General features: G+C 46.9%; 17 protein-coding genes. 7 read left to right on the top strand and 10 right to left on the bottom strand.

Translation table 11 applies throughout. The features are described 5' to 3' along the window. Positions 1-36 precede the first annotated feature (36 nt). Positions 37-999 carry a mechanosensitive ion channel gene (locus MHM93_RS04490; protein ID WP_239448182.1) on the bottom strand — a complete coding sequence of 321 codons (963 nt, stop codon included), beginning with the start codon at positions 997-999 and terminating at the stop codon, positions 37-39. Positions 1,000-1,140: 141 nt separating this feature from the next. Further along, positions 1,141-1,920 carry a peroxide stress protein YaaA gene (gene yaaA / locus MHM93_RS04485; protein ID WP_022943435.1) on the bottom strand — a complete coding sequence of 260 codons (780 nt, stop codon included), beginning with the start codon at positions 1,918-1,920 and terminating at the stop codon, positions 1,141-1,143. A 282-nt stretch (positions 1,921-2,202) separates the two neighbouring features. Here yaaA and tal point away from each other — a divergent pair, with 282 nt between their 5' ends. Continuing rightward, positions 2,203-3,153 carry a transaldolase gene (gene tal, locus MHM93_RS04480; RefSeq protein WP_239448181.1) on the top strand — a complete coding sequence of 317 codons (951 nt, stop codon included), beginning with the start codon at positions 2,203-2,205 and terminating at the stop codon, positions 3,151-3,153. A gap of 152 nt (positions 3,154-3,305) precedes the next feature. After that, on the top strand, positions 3,306-3,491 hold the full coding sequence (locus MHM93_RS04475) for a DUF3545 family protein (RefSeq protein ID WP_022943433.1): 186 nt from the start codon (positions 3,306-3,308) through the stop codon (positions 3,489-3,491). A 45-nt stretch (positions 3,492-3,536) separates the two neighbouring features. Here MHM93_RS04475 and ung read toward each other — a convergent pair whose 3' ends face one another. The 5 genes from ung to MHM93_RS04450 form a co-directional block, all read right to left on the bottom strand. Beyond that, positions 3,537-4,208, bottom strand: a complete 672-nt coding sequence (gene ung, locus MHM93_RS04470) for a uracil-DNA glycosylase (RefSeq protein ID WP_239448180.1) — start codon at positions 4,206-4,208, stop codon at positions 3,537-3,539. A 67-nt stretch (positions 4,209-4,275) separates the two neighbouring features. Further along, positions 4,276-5,559: a threonine synthase gene (gene thrC, locus MHM93_RS04465; protein WP_239448179.1), complete on the bottom strand. Its 1,284-nt coding sequence runs from the start codon at positions 5,557-5,559 to the stop codon at positions 4,276-4,278. Further along, positions 5,559-6,500 (bottom strand): homoserine kinase, encoded by a 942-nt coding sequence (thrB, locus tag MHM93_RS04460; protein ID WP_239448178.1) that lies wholly within the window; start codon positions 6,498-6,500, stop codon positions 5,559-5,561. The genes thrC and thrB overlap by 1 nt, the downstream gene beginning before the upstream one ends. Positions 6,501-6,509: 9 nt before the next feature. Further along, positions 6,510-8,927 carry a bifunctional aspartate kinase/homoserine dehydrogenase I gene (thrA, locus tag MHM93_RS04455; RefSeq protein ID WP_239448177.1) on the bottom strand — a complete coding sequence of 806 codons (2,418 nt, stop codon included), beginning with the start codon at positions 8,925-8,927 and terminating at the stop codon, positions 6,510-6,512. A 251-nt stretch (positions 8,928-9,178) separates the two neighbouring features. After that, the gene (locus MHM93_RS04450) at positions 9,179-9,544 is read right to left on the bottom strand and encodes a response regulator (RefSeq protein WP_138547096.1); all 366 of its coding nucleotides are present in this window, start codon (positions 9,542-9,544) and stop codon (positions 9,179-9,181) included. A 236-nt stretch (positions 9,545-9,780) separates the two neighbouring features. On the opposite strand from MHM93_RS04450, the gene MHM93_RS04445 reads away from it, so the two are divergent. Then, a complete protein-coding gene (locus tag MHM93_RS04445) occupies positions 9,781-11,541 on the top strand; it encodes a HAMP domain-containing sensor histidine kinase (protein WP_022943427.1) in 1,761 nt (586 codons plus the stop codon). 66 nt (positions 11,542-11,607) lie between these two features. Continuing rightward, positions 11,608-12,516 carry a recombination-associated protein RdgC gene (gene rdgC, locus MHM93_RS04440; protein ID WP_022943426.1) on the top strand — a complete coding sequence of 303 codons (909 nt, stop codon included), beginning with the start codon at positions 11,608-11,610 and terminating at the stop codon, positions 12,514-12,516. A 40-nt stretch (positions 12,517-12,556) separates the two neighbouring features. Here rdgC and MHM93_RS04435 read toward each other — a convergent pair whose 3' ends face one another. Further along, entirely contained in the window at positions 12,557-13,396 is an 840-nt protein-coding gene (locus MHM93_RS04435; RefSeq protein ID WP_045979301.1) for an HDOD domain-containing protein, read from the bottom strand. A gap of 280 nt (positions 13,397-13,676) precedes the next feature. Here MHM93_RS04435 and MHM93_RS04430 point away from each other — a divergent pair, with 280 nt between their 5' ends. Further along, positions 13,677-15,368 (top strand): Zn-dependent hydrolase, encoded by a 1,692-nt coding sequence (locus MHM93_RS04430; RefSeq protein ID WP_239448176.1) that lies wholly within the window; start codon positions 13,677-13,679, stop codon positions 15,366-15,368. 48 nt (positions 15,369-15,416) lie between these two features. Here MHM93_RS04430 and MHM93_RS04425 read toward each other — a convergent pair whose 3' ends face one another. Next, positions 15,417-15,809, bottom strand: a complete 393-nt coding sequence (locus MHM93_RS04425; RefSeq protein ID WP_053909970.1) for an HIT family protein — start codon at positions 15,807-15,809, stop codon at positions 15,417-15,419. Between the two features lie 118 nt (positions 15,810-15,927). Here MHM93_RS04425 and MHM93_RS04420 point away from each other — a divergent pair, with 118 nt between their 5' ends. Next, entirely contained in the window at positions 15,928-18,138 is a 2,211-nt protein-coding gene (locus tag MHM93_RS04420) for a S9 family peptidase (protein WP_239448208.1), read from the top strand. Positions 18,139-18,274: 136 nt separating this feature from the next. Beyond that, a complete protein-coding gene (locus tag MHM93_RS04415; protein ID WP_239448175.1) occupies positions 18,275-19,909 on the top strand; it encodes a methyl-accepting chemotaxis protein in 1,635 nt (544 codons plus the stop codon). A 79-nt stretch (positions 19,910-19,988) separates the two neighbouring features. Here the strand turns inward: MHM93_RS04415 and MHM93_RS04410 are convergent, their stop codons facing one another. Continuing rightward, positions 19,989-21,530, bottom strand: coding sequence for a leucyl aminopeptidase family protein (locus tag MHM93_RS04410; RefSeq protein ID WP_239448174.1), 1,542 nt, complete (start codon positions 21,528-21,530; stop codon positions 19,989-19,991). Positions 21,531-21,537: the final 7 nt, after the last annotated feature.

Below are 21,537 nucleotides of genomic sequence, written 5' to 3'. Positions count from 1 at the left end.
AGCTTTTACCGAGTCAGCAGCCGCGCACCTGTGTCGCTATTCACTGTCCTGACCCGGTTTTTCATCCTGGCCTCGTTGCTTATGCGTCCCTTCTTCTGGTGACTGTGACGGCAACATCTGCACCAGCTTTTCACCGCCTTTGATACCAAAATCCAAGGTGCGAATAGGAAATGGAATAGTCACATCCACACTGTCGAGCGCTTTTTTAACGGTAATGTAGGCTTGATTGCGGATTTCCATGTAACCTGGATCATCATTTGGGTAGGCTATCCAAAACCAAACCAGCAGATTGATAGCGCTATCACCAAAGCCATCGGCGTAAACGGCGGTATCCTCTTTACGTATAACAAAGTCGAGCTTATTGATGTGCTCGACAATGGCTTTTTCTGCTGCTTCGATATCATCGCCATAAGAAATACCGACCGGCACTTCGATACGGCGGGTACCGAGGTAGTTGTAGTTAGTGAGAATATTGCGAAACAGAATCTTGTTGGGAATAATGATCAACTGACCGTAAAAGTTCTCTACTAACGTATTGCGTAGATTAATTGACTTTACGGTGCCAAACACATCGCCACTTTCGATTACATCGCCGGGTCTAAAGGGTTTACGAATACCCATGGCGACACCGGCAATCAAGTTCTCGGTCATATCTTGAAAGGCAAAACCGATAGCCAAACCGACAATCCCCGCACCCGCGAGCAATGAGGTGACAGTGCCTTTTAACCCTAAGAAATCTAGGGCGATAAACACCCCGAGAGTGAGAATTAAAATCTTCACGATAGAGGTCATTAAACCTGCAATCTGCTCGGAGTCCAAAGAGCGTTTTAATACTTTGCTAATGATTGAGCCTAGCACCCGCGCCAACAGCGCAAAGACGATAGTAATGACAATCGCCACCACTAAGTTAGGAATATGACTGATTGCGGTCTCTAGCCAACCACCGAGTTTTTCTTCAATGAGTTTTTGTGCTTTTTCGACATTGAAATTAGCAAACATGCAATGCTCCATTCATGCGCATAAGTAGATAAAGCGTAAATGATGCAAGATAGCTGCCATATTAGTGGTGAAGGTGGTTGAGGAAGGGTTTGCGGGCTCTCATCCTCACCTTCAAAGAGAACAGCAGAGCCCTTTGTGGAATTAACTTTGCTCGTCGCGCAAAAACACCGGTTCGTTGTCTTTTTTCGTCGCTTCAGCGCTGAAATAGTACCCCGCGCTATCGAAACGTTGTAAAGCCGATAACGAGTCCACTTGGTTTTCGATAATATAACGCGCCATCATCCCCCGTGCTTTTTTAGCATAAAAACTGATGACCTTATATTGGCCGTTTTTACAGTCTTTAAATACAGGCGTAACAATCGCCCCGTCGAGTGCTTTTTTGTCCACTGCTTTGAAATATTCATTTGAAGCCAAGTTAACCAGCGTGGATGTGCCCGCCTGCGCCATGGCTTCATTTAATTTTTTGGCGATAACCTCTGCCCAAAATTGATATAAATTTGTGCCTCGGGGATTATTTAACTTGGTGCCCATTTCTAAGCGGTATGCCTGCATCAGATCCAGTGGTTTTAACACCCCGTAAAGGCCGGAGAGAATGCGTAAGTGCTGCTGCGCATAGGCTAAAGCCTTGTCCTCTAAGCTTGATGCATCAAGGCCTGTGTATACATCGCCATTAAATGCAAACACCGCTTGTTTAGCATTCTCAGGGGTAAATGGCTGCGACCACTCACTAAAGCGCGCGGCATTGAGCCCCGCTAGCTTATCGCTAATCTTCATGAGGCTGCCAAGCTGCTGCGGCGAAAGCTCGCGACACACCTCGATCAGCTCTTCACTGTGGCTCAGCAGCTCTGGCTGCGTGTAGTCCTGCGTTGGCGCAGGCGTATCGTAATCAAGATTCTTTGCTGGAGATATAACAGTAATCATAATTGCAGTTGACTTGCCTAGTAATTAGTGTCAATTTCAACATTAAATAAAGCAAAAATCACGCTTTATTCAAAAATCGACCTTTCTACCTGCAAGTTCACTTGTACGGTGCGCGTCGGTTCCATGCGCGCTAGCCAATAGCGACATCAATGCACGGACAATTGACCTCCCTTTGGTTGTCACTTAGGTGCAACATAAACGAAATAACCTATGTATGTTTGTCTGGCGTTTTCAAGCAACAGGCAAGCTCAGCAGATTTTATGCTTGGAATGAGGAAAGCACATGACTACAGCACTGCAACAGTTGAAAGCACATTCAACCATTGTAGCCGACACCGGTGATATTGAAGCGATTCGTAAACATCAACCTCAAGATGCAACGACAAACCCCTCTTTGCTGCTTAAAGCGAGTGAGATAGACGCATACAAGCCCTATCTGGATAAAGCATGGCAGTATGCCAAAGAGCAAGGCACTGATGCGCAGCAGCAACTCGAATTAGCCTGTGACTATTTTGCAGTATTAATCGGTAAAGAAATCGCTGATATTGTGCCTGGTTACATCTCCACCGAAGTGGACGCGCGTTTATCGTTTGACACCCAAGCAACCATCGCCAAAGCCAAACAGTTACTCGCGCTGTATGATTTAGAAGGCGTGAGCCGTGACAAAATTTTAATTAAAATTGCATCGACATGGGAAGGGATCAAAGCTGCCGAGCAGCTCGAGAAAGAAGGCATTCGCTGCAACCTTACGCTGTTATTCAGTGACGCCCAAGCCCGTGCATGCGCCGATGCCAATGTTTACCTTATTTCACCTTTTGTGGGCCGTATTCTCGATTGGCATGTTGCTAACGGGATGGAGAAGCCTAGCGATCCATTGCAAGACCCAGGCGTGCAATCGGTGCGCAGTATTTATGACTTTTACAAAGGCCACGGCTACGACACTATCGTCATGGGTGCCAGCTTTCGTAACACCGGTGAAATTCTTGCCTTAACAGGCTGTGATCGCCTCACCATAAGCCCTGCATTGCTCGAGGAATTAGCCGAGTTGCCAGCTAATACAGATTACTTGTTAAGCGGTGCAAACGATGTACAGCCTAAGCCTGAAGCACTCACAGAGAGTGAATTCCGCTGGTTGCATAACGAAGACGCGATGGCGACTGAAAAGCTCGCCGAGGGAATTCGTGCTTTTGCTAAAGCTCAGCAAGATTTAGAGGCCCGTTTTAAACAACTCTAACACCATTCGGCGGCCCACAAGGCCGCCATTTCTCTGCCCTTTCCGCTCGTAATAGAATCATCACTTTTCTGTAACCTTGGTTAAACATTTTCGTTTTATTTTTATACCAACTGTGGTATAGATTGATTGCGTTAGTTATACAGGAGAGTGTCATGGATAGTCTGAATGAACTAATAAAAATAATAGAAGGTCCAGAGACCAAAAAGACATCCGGTCGAAATAAAAAACGTAAATGGCGCGAAATCGAAGCACTAAAAGATAAGCAACGTCTGCGCAAAGAACTGCAAGAACTAGACTTGTTCAGCGATGACATTGGTTTAGAAGAGTTAGATTTTTGATACCAACATAAAAAAGAGGGCCTAGATGCCCTCTTTTTTATTGCGTTATATTTGCTCGGCTAGAGTCCAATCAATGGCAGCTTGACCTTGGTTGGTAAGGATTTCATTGGCTTTGGAAAAGTGACCACAGCCAAAAAAACCGCGATGTGCTGACAGCGGCGACGGATGAGGTGCCTTAAGCACATGGTGCTTTTGCGTGTCGATGTGCTTGCCCTTTTTCTGAGCGTGTGCGCCCCAAAGCAAAAACACAATGCCCTTGCCATGTTGGTTAAGCTGTTCGATGACCACGTCAGTAAAACGCTCCCAGCCGAGGTGCTTATGCGAGTGTGCTTGCCCTTGTTCAACGGTCAATACGGTATTGAGCAGCAACACCCCTTGGTGTGCCCAAGACTGTAAATATCCATGTTGAGGGATGCTGAATCCAGCGATATCTTGCGCCAATTCCTTATACATATTCGCCAATGACGGCGGCGGTTTTACCCCAGGTAACACCGAAAAGCATAAGCCATGCGCTTGATTTGGACCATGGTATGGGTCTTGACCCAGTATCACCACTTTCACATCTTCAAACGCGGTGGCGCGAAATCCCTCAAATACCTGTTCTTGAGGCGGATACACAGCTACGCCCTGCTCTCGACGTTGGTGCACATAATCCAAGGTTTGTTGAAAGTAAGGCTGCTGTTTTTGCTCTGCTAATAAATCAGACCAAGATGTCATGCTGCTCGGTTCCATTAAAAAAACGGCCCTAAAGGCCGTTTGTTATCGATATTGCTAGCTTACCAAATTAACCTAATTTCGCCAGCAGCGCTTGCCGTAATTGTTGATAATCTGCACTCATCGGCTCAGCAAGGCAAGGTTTAGCCAAGGCATCGCTAAGCGCCTTTGGCATCGCTAATTCAACATTTAAAATCTTCTCCACGCTGGCTTGAAACTTAGCCGGGTGGGCCGTAGCTAGGAAAATCCCCTGATGCTCAGGTGCTAAATCCGCTTTTAACCCTTCATAAGCAATCGCGGTGTGTGGCTCAGCTTGATAGCCCATGCTCTGTAATTCACGCATCGCCAAAGCGGTTTGCTCCTCATCCACAGCATGAGAAAAGAAATCGTCATAGCTGAAACGACCACTGTCTAACATCGTTTGTACACGAGGCCAGTTATTGGGCCGACTGACATCCATAGCATTAGACAGAGACTCTTGAGTCTCATGCGGCTGCCATTGCTTGGAGGCGATAAAGCGCGGCACCGTGTCATTTTGATTTGTTGTTGCCGAGAGTTTTTGAATGGGTAAGCCAATCAGCGCCGCTATCATCGCTGCGCACACATTACCAAAGTTACCGCTCGGCACCGAGATGTGCGCTTTGTCTCGCTGCGCTTTGGGCAACTGCGCCACCGCCTCAAAGTAATAACATACCTGCGCGAGTAAGCGACTAATATTAATAGAATTCGCAGAATTAAGGCGCAAACGCGTTTTGAGCTCGTCATCCAAAAACCCTTGCTTAACCATGGCCTGACAATCGTCGAACGAGCCTTTTACACTGTAACAGTGAATATTATTGCCTAAGGTTGTAAACAGCTTTTGCTGCGCCTCTGATATCTTGCCTTCAGGGTACAGGATCACCACATCGATGTTCTCTTTGCCATAAAAAGCATGGGCTACTGCAGCGCCAGTGTCACCACTGGTGGCTGTGAGAATAGTGACCTTTTCTGAGTTACTGAACTGGGCAAGGCACTGCGCCATAAAGCGTCCACCGAAATCTTTAAATGCCAAGGTAGGGCCATGAAAAAGCTCTAAACAGTGAAGATTATCGGCAACGTGAACCAAAGGTGCTGGAAAAGTAAACGCTCCCTGCACCATTTCAGCGACCACATTAGGACTCAGTTCATCGCCAATCAAGTGCGTCAGTACTTGTGTGCTGCGCGAGACAAAATCCATTTCCAATAAGGCATCAATATTATCCAGTGGCGTTAGCTGTTGCGGAAAAAACACCCCCTGATTGCGCCCTAACCCCGTTTTTACCGCCTCAACAAAAGACACCACCTGGCTATCATCTTTTAAATTATACAACCGCATTATTCTTTTCCCTCATTCAAAACCCGCGTACCTGCCGTATCTATCTGACAAATATGACTAAAGCCTTGTTCATTTACATAGTTCTGCTGTAACCACTGCTGGCAGTTTTTAGCATCATTGATAGTGTCACATAGTGCAAAAAGCGTCGGCCCAGCACCAGAAATACTCACCGCCTTCGCGCCTAACTCTAGCACCGCCTTTTTGGCGGCACTGAAACCGCTGATCAATTCACTGCGATAGGGCTCAGCAACCGTATCAATCATCAGCTCCATCGCTAACTCATGCTGTTGCTGATGCATTAGCGTACAAAATGCACTGAGACGCTGAGCAAATTCAATACCATGGTGTAAGCTCATTTGCTGCGGCAGCACTGCTCGAGCCTGAGCGGTATTAAGGGTGAAACCGGGAAACGCGACCACTGGATACCAGTTACTGGGAGTGGGGATCGTCAGTGAACGACCGGGTATCAGCGCCCCTGTGAGCTGCAAACCACCAAGCAAACACGGCGTGATATTGTCATAATGACGAGCGCCGCTGACCTTAGCTTCAAAATCAGCCATTAGCTCAATGAGTGCATCCTCACTGAGCTCAGTGCCGGCAAATTTATTCAGCGCTGCAAGTGCCGCAACCACTGAGCAGGCGCTGGATCCCAGACCTGAACCAATGGGCAGATTCTTAACTAACTCCATACGCGCTGTCGGCATATCTGGTGCGACCGTGGCACGAAAGTGCGCCATGCACATAAAGGCTAAATTTTGCTCTGCCTGTTGTGGCAATTTATGGGCGTAAGGCCCTGAGCACACAAATTCTGTCTCAGCGCTGGCGCTAATTCGCACCACATCGCCCAACAAAGTGCCATCAATGGGTGCAATAGCCGCTCCCAATGCATCAAATCCAACCGCAAAATTACCAATCGAGGCCGGCGCATAAACTTCAATCATGGCCCTCTCCTAACGTGGTAAGGTTTTTAAAATATCAGCGAAAACTCCCGCTGCGGTCACTTCGGCTCCTGCGCCATAACCGCGAATAACGTAAGGCTTGGGCTGATAATACTGACTCAAAATAGCTAAGGCATTTTCGCCGTCACGAATGTCATACAGCGCATGTCGACTATCAACGGCTTCAATACCAACTCGACAATGACCATCTTCAATTGCGCCAACATAACGCAAGACCTTTCCTTCGGCTTGGGCGCTGGCAACCTTATCGGCAAAGTCTGAATCAAGTTGTGGCAATTTTGCCATAAATTCATCAACGCTTAGTCCCTCGGCGAAGCCCGGCGGCAATACCGACTCCACTTCAATATCATCCAGCTCAAGTGCCAAACCTGATTCCCTAGCGATAATAAGTAGTTTACGGGCGACATCAGTCCCTGATAGGTCATCACGAGGGTCCGGCTCAGTAAAGCCATTTTCTTTAGCTTTGATGGTTGCTTGTGACAGGCTTAAGCCATCACCGATAACACCGAACATATAAGATAACGATCCCGATAAAATGCCGCTAAAATGCAGAAGCTCATCACCTGCACCGAATAACAACTGCAGGTTATCGAGCACGGGTAAGCCTGCGCCAACATTGGTTTCATACAAAAAGCGGCGATTGTTGCGCTGCGCAGCGAGTTTGAGCTGCTGATAGTAAGCCTGCGAGCTGGTATTGGCCTTTTTATTAGCCGCCACCACATGAAAACCAGCATTAAGGAAATCGGCATACTGAGCAGCGAGCGCACCAGAGGAGCTGCAATCCACTAACACCGGGTTAATCAGATGGTTTTGCTTAACGAACTGTTCCAGCAAGGTTAGATCAAATTGCTGTGAGGTCTGCGCCAATGGCTGCTGCCAATTTTCTAGATCAATCCCGTCACTGTTTAACAGCATCTGTCGGGAGTTGGCCACGCCTCGGACTTTGAGTTTGATATTACGTTGTTGCAACCATTGTTGTTGCCTACGCACTTGGCTTAAAAGCTCGCTGCCAACAAGCCCACAGCCGAGCAGGAAAACATCAATAGAAGGCACATGGGTAAAGAAGTTTTCATGACAAACCTTCACTGCATCATTACATAACTCACCATCAACAACCGCAGAAATTGAACTCTCTGTTGAATCCTGGGCTATGGCAACGATATTCACTTGAGCCTGCGCCAGCGAGGCAAAGAACTTCGCTGCTAAGCCTTTGTGTGCTCGCATGTTATCGCCAACTAGCGTAACAATTGCCAAATTCCGCTGCACTTGTACAGGCTCAATAAGCCCCGCTTTTGATTCAAGTTCAAAAGCTTGTTCGAGAGCATGCAGCGCCAAGGCTAAATCTGGCTGATGCACGCAAAAGCTAATGCTGAACTCACAGCTGGACTGGGTGATGAGAACAATAGAGACATTATCGGCTGCGAGCGCGGTAAACACCTTGGCCGCCATGCCGACTTTCCCTTTCATGCCCGGCCCTGACACCGTGAGCATAGCCAAATCTTGTAAACTTGAGATCGCTTTTACCGGCTCGCTTTCAGTGACTTCATCACTGATCAATGAGCCGGGCTCTTTGCTGTTGTGAGTATTTTTTATCTCACATGGCACGCCCGCTTTGGCGCATGGCACAATGGTTTTGGGATGCAAGACTTTAGCACCAAAATAAGAGAGTTCCATCGCTTCTTTGTAAGACAGAAAATCGACCTTAGTGGCCCCTTTGATATAGCGAGGGTCAGCGCTGTATACACCGTCAACATCGGTCCAGATTTGACAGATATCGGCCTCCAAACAAGCGGCTGCAACAGCAGCAGAATAGTCGGAGCCATTACGCCCTAGCGTGGTCAATTGTGCATCGTCATTGGCACCGGTGAAGCCGGGCATAATGTAGATTTTTGCGGGGTTAGCGTGCAAGTATTCACGAAACTGTTGTTTTGATACATCTAGATCAACTTCAGCGTTTAAGTAGCCACCGCTGGAGCGGATAACTTGTTCCGCACTCATATAATGAGGGCAAAAATCATCGAGTAACACCTGCATCAAGGCTACACTAATGCGCTCACCAAAGCTAATTACATAAGCAAACACCGAATCCGGGCACTGTCCTAATAAAGCCACGCCTTCTAGCTTTTGTTTTAACTGCGTAAAGTCGGGCCAGTTTGCAGGCTGCTGATTTTGCTCACACACTTCGTCTTTCAAGGTATGTGCGCGATCATAAAACAGTTGCCACTGTGACTGGATATCTACGCCTGTCGCCGCACTCTCAGCTAGCCCCACCAATGTATCCGTCATACCGCCGGGGGCTGATAATACCAGCAGCATTTGCTCTTTGAGCTCCTGGCGGACAATCTTACTTACTCGCTTTAAACAACTGGCATCGGCCAGTGACGAGCCTCCAAACTTTAGTACTTGCATGTTTTCCTCATTCCCAATAACACCTTTTTACCAGGTCGTGGCGTTAGACCAAAAAAAAGGCCTATGCTCAGTGAGCATAGGCCTTTTTTCTCTGCGCACCGACCCATGCCACTATCCGCTAAGGATGGTGGTGGTAATAATGGTGGTCAGTGTTGCGTAATTTGTGTTCATGGTTCTAGACTGCACGAAAATGACTATTTCTGTCAACAGCTAAAGAAAAGAAAAAATATGCTTTTTAGATATAACTAAGATTAGTAAACGCCAAATTTATGCAAAACATCAGCTAAAGCATCTGTTTTTACCGGTTTATTAATGAATCCAAGGGCGCCGAGTTGCGCTGTGCGCTGTTTCATTTGCGACTGTACGTCGGCAGAAATAACCACTACGTAGGTTTCTATTTTGCGTGTGCGCATTTGTTGTAATACCCCGATACCGTCAATTTTCGGCATGGTGAGGTCTAAACAGAGAAGATCAAAGTGTTGTTCGCTCATTAGCGTCAGTGCATGTTCACCATCTGTAGCGTGCGTCACCGCGCAAGGCAAAATAGACATAACCGCTTTGCTCGCTTGTTTTCGAGCCATTACGGAATCGTCACAGACTAACACCTGAAAAGCCATTACTACGCCATTTGAGGGTAAAACTTATATCAGTAGGTTATACCATAGCTATAAACAAATCTTAACACCGCAGGCCACAGATTTTTGTTAATCTGCAGTCTTTAAGCTATTATTTTATTTATTTTTTCAAGAATCTTGGCTAGCTTTAGGTTTTTGAAGCCAATGGCGAATTTAGGGCTGATAATTGACGTTTTATCATCGCTTTTTCATGGTTTATACAAGGGCTCTGTACTCGTATGTTGCATAATAGTTTGTCGAAGAAGCTCCTAACCAGTGTTTTATCGGTGTATTTTTTACTCACATTTGTTGTCACTTGCGGCCAAGTTTTTGCTGAGTACTTGAATACCAAAAACTACATACGCGATGAACTACAAACACTGCAAAAGACCTTTAGTGGCAGCCTTACCCGCGCAATTTGGGAATTAAATACCGATCAAAGTATTACCATCGCCGAAGGGTTAATTGCTATCCCTATGGTTGAAGGAATTATTGTCCGCGATGACAGCGGCGAAGTGATCTCTCAACTCGGGCGCTCTTTAGACATTCGCGAGCTTTACTCGCAACAATTAGTGCAGGATGCTTCTATCATAGAAGATACTCCCTCCGGATTATTTGGTTACACCTTTCCGTTAATTTTTGAGTTTTCCGGGCGCGCCACCCAAGTGGGTGATGTCACGCTTTTTTCCAGCCGAGATGTGGTTGTCAGCCGTATTATCGTGTCAATCTATCTTCTGGTCGGCAACGCCATGATCAAAACCGCGTTTTTGATCTTATTGTTTTTATTGGCTTTTCGTAAACACCTCACCCATCCGCTCAATCAACTTACCGAGCAGATTGAAAGCCTCGAGCTAGATGACTTAGAAGGGACAAGAATAAACCTCGATAGTAATGAAAAAAACGAGTTGAATGTCATGGCGCAGTCATTCAACAACATGATCAATAAAGTAGTCGAGTATCGCAATAAACTGGAACACACCCAAAAAGAGTTATTGAAAAGCAATGAAAAACTGGACCAGCAAAACTTACAGCTGGAGCAAGAGGTAGCAAGAAAGACCTCAAACCTAAGCCAAGCGATGATGGACTTACAGCAGCAGAAGTATGAGTTGGAAAAACAAAAGCTCAACTTAACGGAGGAAATTGAACTGCGCCGTCATACCGAACAAGAGTTGCTAACCAAACAAAGCGAGATGCAGCGTTATGTCGATGAGCTCAATTTGGCCCAAGAGCGCTTGCTTGGCTCGGAGAAAATGGCAGCGCTGGGTGGTTTAGTCGCTGGTATCACTCATGATATCAACACGCCCGTGGGAATTGGTGTTACCGCAACCTCCTTCTTACAAGAGCGCCTCGATGCCATTGAGCATGCCTACAAAGAAAAAACACTTTCCCCGAAAGCACTAGAGGAGTTTATTAAAGATGCGAAGCAAAGTACTGAACTGCTCACTTCAAATCTTGCCCGCGCCTCAGAATTAGTTGCCAGCTTTAAACAAATAGCGGTCGATCAGGCCAGTGAAGCGGTACGCACCATAAACTTTAAAGAGTACTTGGGCGAGGTGATTCGCTCACTGCACCCAAAAATTAAGAAAACTCAACACCAGGTGGATGTAAATTGCCCCGATAACTTGGTGCTTAATTTACCTGCTGGTGCTATTAGCCAAATCTTCACTAACTTAATTATGAACTCACTCATTCATGGCTTTGAAGATGTCGAAAAGGGTACTATCACTATTGATGTGAGCGAAAATGATGGCCTAGTGGATATCAACTATCGTGATAATGGTCGTGGTGTTGATGCAGAACAATTAGATAAACTGTTTGATCCTTTCTTTACCACCAAACGTGACCAAGGCGGCAGTGGTCTGGGCACTCATATCACCTTCAATTTGGTTAAACAAACCTTGGGGGGCGAGATTGAAGTGAGCAGCGAGCCGGGCCAAGGTTTGCAATACCGAATTACTATTCCAAAAGACCTACCAAAGCCAATGCAAATGTTTAATTAGTAAGGTGACTCCTGCTATGATGGCGCCACATTTAATTCGAGCCCACAGCTCAACGGAAGTAAAACTATGTGGTTTAGCAACCTTATCTGTTATCGCTTTAAGCAAGACATCAGTTACCAACAAGACGATTTTGAAAAAGCCCTAGAGCAAGACGTATTCCGCCCCTGTGGCAGCCAAGACATGCATACCTTTGGCTGGACCAAGCCGTTTGGCAAACATGGTCAGATGCTCAGTCACTTCTCGCAAAGTACTGTTTTAGTATGCGCTAAGCGGGAAGAAAAAGTACTGCCCCCTGCGGTCGTCAACGAGATGGTGCAGGAGAAGGTCGATCATTTAGAAGCTGAAGAAAACCGCCGCGTTAGCAAAAAAGAAAAAGATGAGCTAAAAGAAAACATTTTGCATTCTTTGCTGCCGCAAGCATTTAAGAAGTCTAGCCTCCAATTTGCTTTTATTGATATGGAAAATGGCTGGGTTGTGGTCAATAGTGCCAGCTTTAATAAAGCAGAAGAGTTACTTGCGTTATTGCGCAAGTCACTAGGTACATTGCCTGTTGTGCCGGCGTTTGCAAATTATGATCTTGGCTTGTTTTTAACGTCATGGTTGAAGGAATTCAACGCTCCAGAAGGCTTCGCGATTGGCTTAGACGCCGAGTTGCAAGAGCAAGATGATAATGGGGCACAAGTGAAGTTTAAAGGCCATGACCTATCCAGTGATGAGGTTAAAAACCACTTAGATAATGGCAAAGAGGTCACTAAGCTGGCGCTGGAGTATCAAGAACGAGTGAAGTTCTTATTGCAAAATGATGGCTCTATTAAACGCGTCAGTTATGCCGATACGTTAAAAGAAGAAAACGCCGATATTCCTAAAGAAGACATGGCAGTAAAGCTTGACGCAGACTTTATTCTTGCCTCGGAAGAAATCAAACAACTCCTTGATGCATTGACCAATCAATTAGGCGACGCCGAGGATCTGTAAGTACAATGCATCACTGAAAAAGGAGCCTGAGGCTCCTTTTTCAGCTGAATATTTCTCTTATATCACCCACGACTTCCTGATACTCATCGTCAGCAAATATTTCCACAGATGGGATAATCCCTTTATCGACATAAACATTCAGTGCGGACGACTTATCTGACACTTGTAAAATGCCCTCCATGATCGCGCCCATACGAATGAAATCGACAAACTCCACCTCTTTAGGACGATAATTAGGATCGGCCCAGCACTTTGCTACTTCTACGAATTCATCAGAGAAGTCCCAAGCGGTTAAAATAGCAGCACCAATGCGCCCTGCTAGTTTTTGAATGGCATGAGCTAAAAAGCTCGGATTAGCAAACACCTCTGGGTGCTTCTCAGCCTCGGTGAGAATAGGCAAAATACCAATATTGTAGGTCAGTGCTGCCAAGGTGATAGTTTCGGTATTAATCGTGTCATGACGCTGTTGCTTGCGAAAGTTCTGTACCAGCGCTATCGAATGGCAGGCAACACGAATTGTCTTTTGCCATGCCTTATCCATATAGCCTTTGATCAGCTCATGCTGAGAGACGAATAGCTGCTCCATCGCCATCGCTGTGGCAATATTTTTTATCTGCCTTAGTCCAATGCGCGTAACGGCTTGGTTTATAGTCGTCACCTTCACCGAGCGACTCATCAAGGCGCTATTCGCAACTTTGATCATCCGTGCTGCTAAAGCGGGATCATTGGCGATCACGTCCGCCATATCATGTAAGGTTATATCCGGGTCATCTGCAGCGTTACGCACTCGAAGTGCCACTTCCGGCAAGGTTGGCAGCACCAAAGTGTCGTTATTTATGCGGTCAACCAAGATGGTCAGCAAAGCGTTTTCTGTGGACATGTCGCCAGTATCCTTTATGTCAGCAAAGCCGTTTTTTCTTATAAATTAGCTATAAGTTACCGATAAAGTTTAGAAAGTGATAGCGCAATTGCCCATTTATTTACAAAAAATAATTACCTATGTTCCCATAATCATTATTGCCAGCCAGCCCTTGAGTTGCTTTAATGCCCAACAACACGGGGCTCTCCCCCGCTATAACCGAATCATAAACTCTCTCAATGGACTGTGTTTTTTATCTTACTTTACAGTCCAGTAACGAGTTACACCGAAAGAGGATCCCATGAGTAAATTGTCGAAAATTTCTCAAGCACTGCTTATTAGCTCTGTATTCGCACTTGGCGCCTGCTCTAAGCAACCACAGTCAACTACTGAACAAACGGCGGCGAGCGCACAACCAAGCAGTGGCCCTGAATTGATAAATATTGAACGCGAGCGGCTGAACATTTACACCGATTTTGAGCTCAATACCGACTTGTCACACCTAAGCGGGAATCAGCAAAAAATGCTCGCTAAACTGATTGATGCCTCAAAAATTATGGACCAACTGTTTTGGCGTCAGGCTTTCGGTGGCGAGCAACAAGATTTCTTAGCGAGCCTAGATGATGAACAAGTGCGTCACTTTGCCAAGATTAACTATGGTCCTTGGGATCGCTTAAACGGCGATCAGCCTTTTTTAAGCGGCTTTGAGCACAAACCAGCAGGGGCTCAATTTTACCCAGCTGACATGACGAAAGAAGAATTAGAGCAAAGCAGTGTAAAAGATAAAACAGGCCTTTATTCCATCATCAAACGCGATGACAAAGGTGAGCTTTACAGTGTGCCTTATTCAGTAGAATACGCCCAAGCATTGGAAGCTGCCGCAGATTTGCTGCGCCAAGCGAGCGAACTGGCCGATAATAAAGAATTCGCTAACTACTTGAGTATGCGTGCCGATGCCTTGCTAAGTGATGACTATCAAGCCTCTGATTTTGCTTGGATGGATATGAAAAATAACCCCATTGATGTGGTTATTGGTCCGATCGAAACCTATGAAGATCAACTTTTCGGTTATCGTGCGGCTTTTGAATCCTATGTTTTGGTCAAAGACATGGCCTGGAGTGAGCGTTTAGCAAAATTTGCGCAATTCCTTCCGGAGCTACAAAAAGGTCTGCCTGTGGCGGAGCAATATAAGCAAGAGGTTCCCGGTTCAGACGCCGACCTTAATGCGTATGATGTCATCTACTATGCTGGCCACTCCAATGCTGGCAGCAAAACCATAGCCATCAACCTGCCTAATGATGAGCAAGTGCAACTGGAAAAAGGCACTCGTCGCCTGCAACTTAAAAATGCCATGCGCGCGAAGTTCGACAAAATCCTCATGCCTATTGCCGCTGAGCTCATTGTGCCCGAGCAGCGCAAACACATTACTTTCGACGCCTTTTTTGCCAATACCATGTTCCACGAAGTGGCGCATGGCCTAGGTATTAAAAACACCATTACCGGTAAAGGCACCGTACGCCAGTCGCTTCAAGAGCACGCGAGTGCATTGGAAGAAGGCAAGGCGGATATCCTGGGCTTGTATATGGTTGAGCAGCTATTGAAAAAAGGCGAGATTACCGAGGGTACGTTAGAAGATTACTATGTCACCTTTATGGCTGGAATCTTCCGCTCTGTGCGTTTTGGCGCATCCAGCGCGCACGGTAAAGCTAATATGATCCGCTTTAACTTCTTCAAACAAGAAGGCGCGTTCTCCAAAGATGAAAACGGCCTATATCAGGTAAATATGGATAAGATGGCTGCAGCCATGAGCAAGCTATCAAATTTAATTCTTACCCTGCAAGGTGACGGTGACTATCAGAAGGTGGACCAGCTCGTTGCTACCATGGGTGAAATTAAACCTGAACTGGCTGTTGATTTAGAAAAGCTCAGCAAAGCGAATATCCCTGTGGATGTCGACTTCATCCAGGGCAAAAAGGTATTAGGCTTAAACTAAGCCTGTATTTATAAACGACATAAAAACAGCGCCTTTCGGCGCTGTTTTTTATAGCTGCAAATTCTCTTTAATCTGTTGAATTTGCGCTTCAGTGTACGGTTTAGGTGGGTGTACCCCCCACACCGGTTTAGGCCACGCGGGGTCTTGCTCAAAGCGAGCAATATGATGAATGTGTAACTGCTCAACCATGTTTCCTAAAGCAGCAACATTTAACTTTGCTGGTTTGAACACTGTTTTTAGCATACAGCTAAGCTTCGCCGATTCACGTCCTAACACGATTTGGTCGCGATCACTTAAATCAATGATCTCTTTTAATCCGCTTTTGCGCGGTACCAGAATAAACCAAGGGTACTGGCTGTCATTCATTAACAACACTTTACACAACGGCCAATCCGCCAATTCAATACAATCTCGTTCCAACTCTGGTGCTAATGCAAACATAGCATCCTCCTGTTGCTGCAAGTTTAGTGGCATAAAGTTGCGCTTATGACAGTGCATCAGTACCATCAACGCATCACTACAACAATAAGGTTTACCCGTGTCTAATACAACCAAATACTTGTCTGTTGCTTTGGCTGCAAGCTTAGCCTGCGGCGCAGCGACTGCTAAAGAGCTGACGCTCGAGCGCATTTTTGATGACCCTAGTTTAGCTGGTAAAGCGCCTGTAAAGCTTAAGTTTTCTCCAGATGGTAGCCGCGTTACCTACTTGCAAGGAAAGAAAGAAGACTACAATCGCTACGACCTGTGGGAATACAATCTCAAAGACAACAGCAACCGCATGTTAGTCGATTCGCAAGCATTGTTCTCAGGGCCGGAAAATCTCTCTGATGAAGAAAAAGCGCGCCGTGAGCGCCAACGTATTTTTGGCCGTGGAATTTTGGAGTATACCTGGTCCAAAGATGGACAAGCGTTGCTTTTCCCACTCAATGGGGACTTGTATTACTATCAACTGGCCAGTGGCGAAAGCCGTAAGCTCACCGATACCGAAGCGTTTGAAACCGACGCGCGATTCTCACCGAAAGGCAATTTTGTCTCTTTTATCCGCGACCAGAACTTATATGCCTTAGAACTGGCCAGTGGTAAAGAAATCCAGCTCACTCAAGATGGCGGCGGCGTCATTAAAAATGGCATGGCTGAGTTTGTGGCGCAGGAAGAAATGAGCCGCATGACCGGCTACTGGTGGTCCGGTGATGAACAGAAAATAGCCTTTACCCGTATCGATGAGAGCCCCGTAGAAGAGGCGATTCGTAACGAGATTTATGCCGACGAAGTGAAGCTATTTAACCAGCGCTACCCATATACTGGCACCGACAATGTGGCCATAGAGCTAGGCGTTGTCCGTATTGATGACAAACAGGTTGATTGGATTGATTTAGGCACCGACAAGGATATTTACATTGCCCGTGCGAAATGGCTCAAAGACAACCATACTCTGTCTTATCAATGGCAAAACCGCTCGCAGCAAGAGCTTGAGCTGCGCTTTTATGATAGCGCCGAAAAAACCCAACGCGTGGCCGTAAAAGAGAGCAGTGATACATGGATTAACCTGCACTTTGATCTGAAGTTTTTGCAAGATAAAGAGCACTTTATCTGGGCGTCAGAGCGCGATGGTTATAAGCACCTTTACCTGTACAAGGTCGATGGCACACTGGTACGCCAAATCACCCAAGGGGATTGGATTGTTGAGTCATTAAAAGGCGTTGATGAGCAAAATGGCGTCGTGTATTTTGCCGGTCGCAAAGACACGCCGCTGGAAAGCCATTTGTATAGCACTCCCCTATTTGAAGCTGGTGAGATTACGCGCATCACCGCAGCGGGTGAATATCATAACGTCGTTCTTGCAGAGGATAGCAAGACCTTTATTGACCGTGCCTCGTCGGTAAACCGCCCTCCCTATGTTGCACTGCGCAAAACCAATGGCGACTTTGTCACTTGGTTAGAGCAAAATGCCATTGATGAACAGCACCCACTCAGCCCTTACACCAGCGACTTAGTAGAGCCTGAATACGGCACCATAAAGGCACAAGACGGTCAGGTAATGCACTACCGCCTGTTCAAGCCACGCAAACTGAATAAAAAGCAAAAGCACCCGGTCATTGTCAATGTATATGGCGGCCCACATGCGCAGCGAGTTACCAACAGCTGGCGCAGTAAAAACCTATACTTTCAATACATGGTGCAACAAGGCTATGTGGTATTTCAGCTGGATAATCGCGGCTCCTACAATCGCGGAAAGCGCTTTGAAGACGTGATCTACAAACACCTTGGTGAAAGTGAGGTGCAGGATCAAATTAAAGGCGTCGAGTTTTTACGCACCTTAGATTACGTAGACCCGCAGCGCATAGGTATTTATGGCCATAGCTACGGCGGTTACATGGCGCTAATGGGGATGTTTAAAGCTGGCGATTATTTCAAAGCCGGTGTATCTGGAGCTCCTGTTACCGACTGGTCGTTGTATGATACTCATTACACAGAGCGTTATCTTGGCCACCCAAAAACTAATGCCGAAGGCTATGAACAAAGCGCGGTCTTTCCATACAGCGATGGCCTTAAGGGCCCGCTCATGATTTATCATGGCATGGCTGATGACAACGTGCTCTTTACCCACGCCACTAAGCTGTTTAAACAGCTACAAGACAAGGCGTTGCCGTTTGAAATGATGACCTACCCAGGCTCGAAACATAGCTTGCGAGGTAAAAAGGTACAAACGCACCTGCATCACACCATTACCGACTTCTTTAACCGCCATTTTGATATGGCTCAAGAGTAAGTTTCTACTCTTCAATCAGGCCAGCTTCTGCTGGCCTGATTTCTTTTACAATCTACTGAAAATCCATACTTATTTTTAGGCTCACTCACTTAGAATCGACTAAACTCATAGCATTACCTCGTTCCAAGGATTTGTTATGCAGCAACTTCGTCGCCTTAGTATTTATCAACGCCTGATTGCCCTACTCTTTCTTGCCCTACTCGGTATCATCATCTTAGTCGCGACCTCACTGACTAACCAATACAGCTCTTTGCTGGATGGACAACATGAGAAAACGCGCAACCTAGTAGAAAATGCACACAGCATTGCGACGTATTACCACCAACAAGCACAAACGAGCGCTCTCACGGATGAGCAAGCGAAAGTTGCCGCTAAAGATGCCATTCGCGCTTTGCGCTATGCTGATTCCAATTATTTTTGGATCAATGACACCAGCCCGACCATGGTCATGCACCCGTTTAAGCCGCAGCTCGAAGGCCAGTCATTAGCTAACACCGCCGACCCCGATGGCGTGAAACTATTCGTGCAAATGGCTGAGCTGGTCGAGCGTCAAGGTGAAGGCTTTGTGCCCTACAAGTGGCCAAAGCCAGGAAAAGACCAACCTGTCGATAAAATAGCGTTCGTTAAGGGGTTTGAACCCTGGGGCTGGGTGATTGGCTCCGGCGTTTATATTGATCACATTGAGGACACGTTTGCACGTAGCAAAACAATTCTTATCCTCGAGGGTGTTGTGATTCTCGCGGTGCTGTTAGTGATGGGCTATTTAATTGCACAAAGTGTGATGGGGCCTATTCGTCACGCAGCAGACATGATGAAAGATATAGCGCAAGGTGAGGGAGACCTAACCCAGCGTTTAGACAGCAGCGGCAATGACGAGGTCTCTCGCCTTGCCAGACACTTTAATGATTACACCGAAAAGATGCGCCAATCCATAGAAGCGGTCAATGAGCAAGCCAATAAAGTGAGTGAGCATGTGGCGCAACTACAATCGACGGCCCAGCAAAATCAACATCATATTGAGCTGCAGAGCGACAGCTCAGCACAAGTGGCCACAGCAATGGAACAGGTAAGTCATCAAGTGAAAGACATCAGTGATTATGCCAATAACGCCGAGCAAGCTAGCAACGAAGCGAACAGTTATGCAGATCAAGTAAAGTCAGTGGTTCATAACACAGTGAATGCGATCACCCGTTTAAGCACACAAATTGAACAAGTCGCTGAAGTGGTGCAGCAGTTAGCCAGCCAAAGTAATAATATTGGCAGTGTGCTGGATGTGATTCGCGGCATTTCCGAGCAAACCAACCTTTTAGCGCTCAATGCCGCTATAGAAGCAGCAAGAGCTGGCGAGCAAGGCCGGGGGTTCGCAGTTGTTGCTGATGAAGTGCGCACGTTAGCCAGCCGCACCGGCCAAAGCACCGATGAAATTCAAGCTATGATTGAGCAGTTGCAACAAGGTGCGGAAAAAGCCGTGCAGGCCGTACAAAACAGCCAACAGATCTCGGATAATACAGTTGAGTCCACCGCGAATACCACCGAAGCATTGGATGAAATCAACCGCTTGGTTGACTCTATCCGGGAAATGAACGCTCATATCGCCCGCGCCACTGAGCAACAAAATGACGCCTCTAGTGAAGTGTCGCAGCGGCTCAATGATTTAGCCCATGCAACCAATGAGTCGCTCTCCAGCACGCAGGTTATGAACCAGGCGAGTAATGAACTAGAGCAGGCCAGTCAAACACTCGACAGTATAGTTAAGCGCTTCAAAATATGAAGTCATCACTCTCCGGTCATAACAAGGCCGCCCAACGGCGGCCTTTTTAGCTTAACAATATCGGCTATTGCTGCCAGCGTTAGCGACAGTATTTAGCAAATAAGCTTGCTACCGTAGCCGCAGTTGGTTTTCCATGCTGCCAGTCGCCGCCTTCTACACCACTGCCGGCAATATCCATATGTACATAAGGAAGTGGCTGCTGGCTATCTAAGCCATGCTTATCTAACCCACCCACAATCGCCAAAAAGGCCATCGGGAATTGGTGGCCCCGTGCAGTGACTGCCGATGCAGCATTATTACTAGAAAGCACATCGTCAGCTAAGGTGCGTGGTTGCACAAAATCATAGTCTTCGCGACGCGAGCGCGATACCTCGGCGCAATCGGCCCATAAGTCACCCTGCTCCACCAATTGCTGTGAGAGCTGCACTTTACGCGCTGGACCATTTTCAACATAGGCACTATAAGGCCCCACAGCTCGGGCTGCATGCCCGGTGAGAGTAGCAACGGTAAAGAGCTCAGGATTCACCTCGCCTTTGGCCACTTCCTTAGCCTCACTGAGTAAATCCCCCATTGCCAAGCGGCCCTCAGCATCGGTATTACCAATGCGCACGCGGATGCCTTCACGGCTGGTAATAATCTCATCAGGAACAAAGCAATCCGAACCAATGGAATTACGGACCACGGCCAAATAGGCAATCACTTTGACTCCTTTAGGCTGTGCTTCAGCGACGGCTTTCATAAAACCAGCGACAGATGCAGCACCGCCTTTATCGCGACTCATGCCGGCCATAAAGCCACCGACTTTTAAGTCCGCACCACCGGTATCGTAAACAAGGCCTTTACCGACAAAGATCAATGTGCGTTCAACATTGCCTTCAGGCACATAGGTCATTTTTACCACGCGTGGATGATGACGCTCTACCGCATAGGATGCGCGAGCAACGGTACTCAGCAATGGATACTCTTTATCAATAGTCGCGATATCACTGATCACATCGACCTTCACCGCAGTACCAGCAAAAGCCTCGACACAATAATCAGCGAAGCGAGGCGGCGCCATACGCTCTGGTTCAGTGCCACATAAATCGCGCGCCACATATTGGCCGGCGGCAATCGCATTGACCTGTTCTAGTTGTTCATCTGTAGCGCCGACTAGGCTAATCGTACTCAGTGCAGAGATAGCATCGCCATGATATTCACGTGCTTCTAAGGGCTGCCATAACGCTTGGTTAGCACCTAAAAAGGCCACTTCCAATGCGAACTCGTAACCTGGACGCTGTTGAATATTATGCACATATAAAGCCGGCTTGATTGCGCCTGCTTCCTTCGCTACGGCAATACCTTTTTTAGCCGCTTCAAAGACACGGCGCACATCATCATAATCCCGCCCTAAAGGTCCTGTGGGAGTCACAATCAAGCGCTTACCTGGTGCTTGTTCGCTGACCAATAATGCCGGTTGCTTACCTACACGGCTATCTATCGCCGCGTGAGCATTGATTTGTTCAGCATAGGCTTGGGGCAGCGCATCAAGGGAGTCACAGATAATAATAAGAGCATCGTTTTCGCTGGTTGCACTAAGTGCATCAAGGCTAGCGCAAGACGTAGCGCGTGCATAAGACATAAAAAAG

This window comes from Pseudoalteromonas sp. MM17-2, assembly GCF_022347945.1.
GTDB classification, from domain to species: Bacteria; Pseudomonadota; Gammaproteobacteria; order Enterobacterales; family Alteromonadaceae; genus Pseudoalteromonas; species Pseudoalteromonas ruthenica.
Note: the sequence above shows the minus strand (reverse complement) of the source record. Positions and strands in the feature narration are given on the sequence as shown.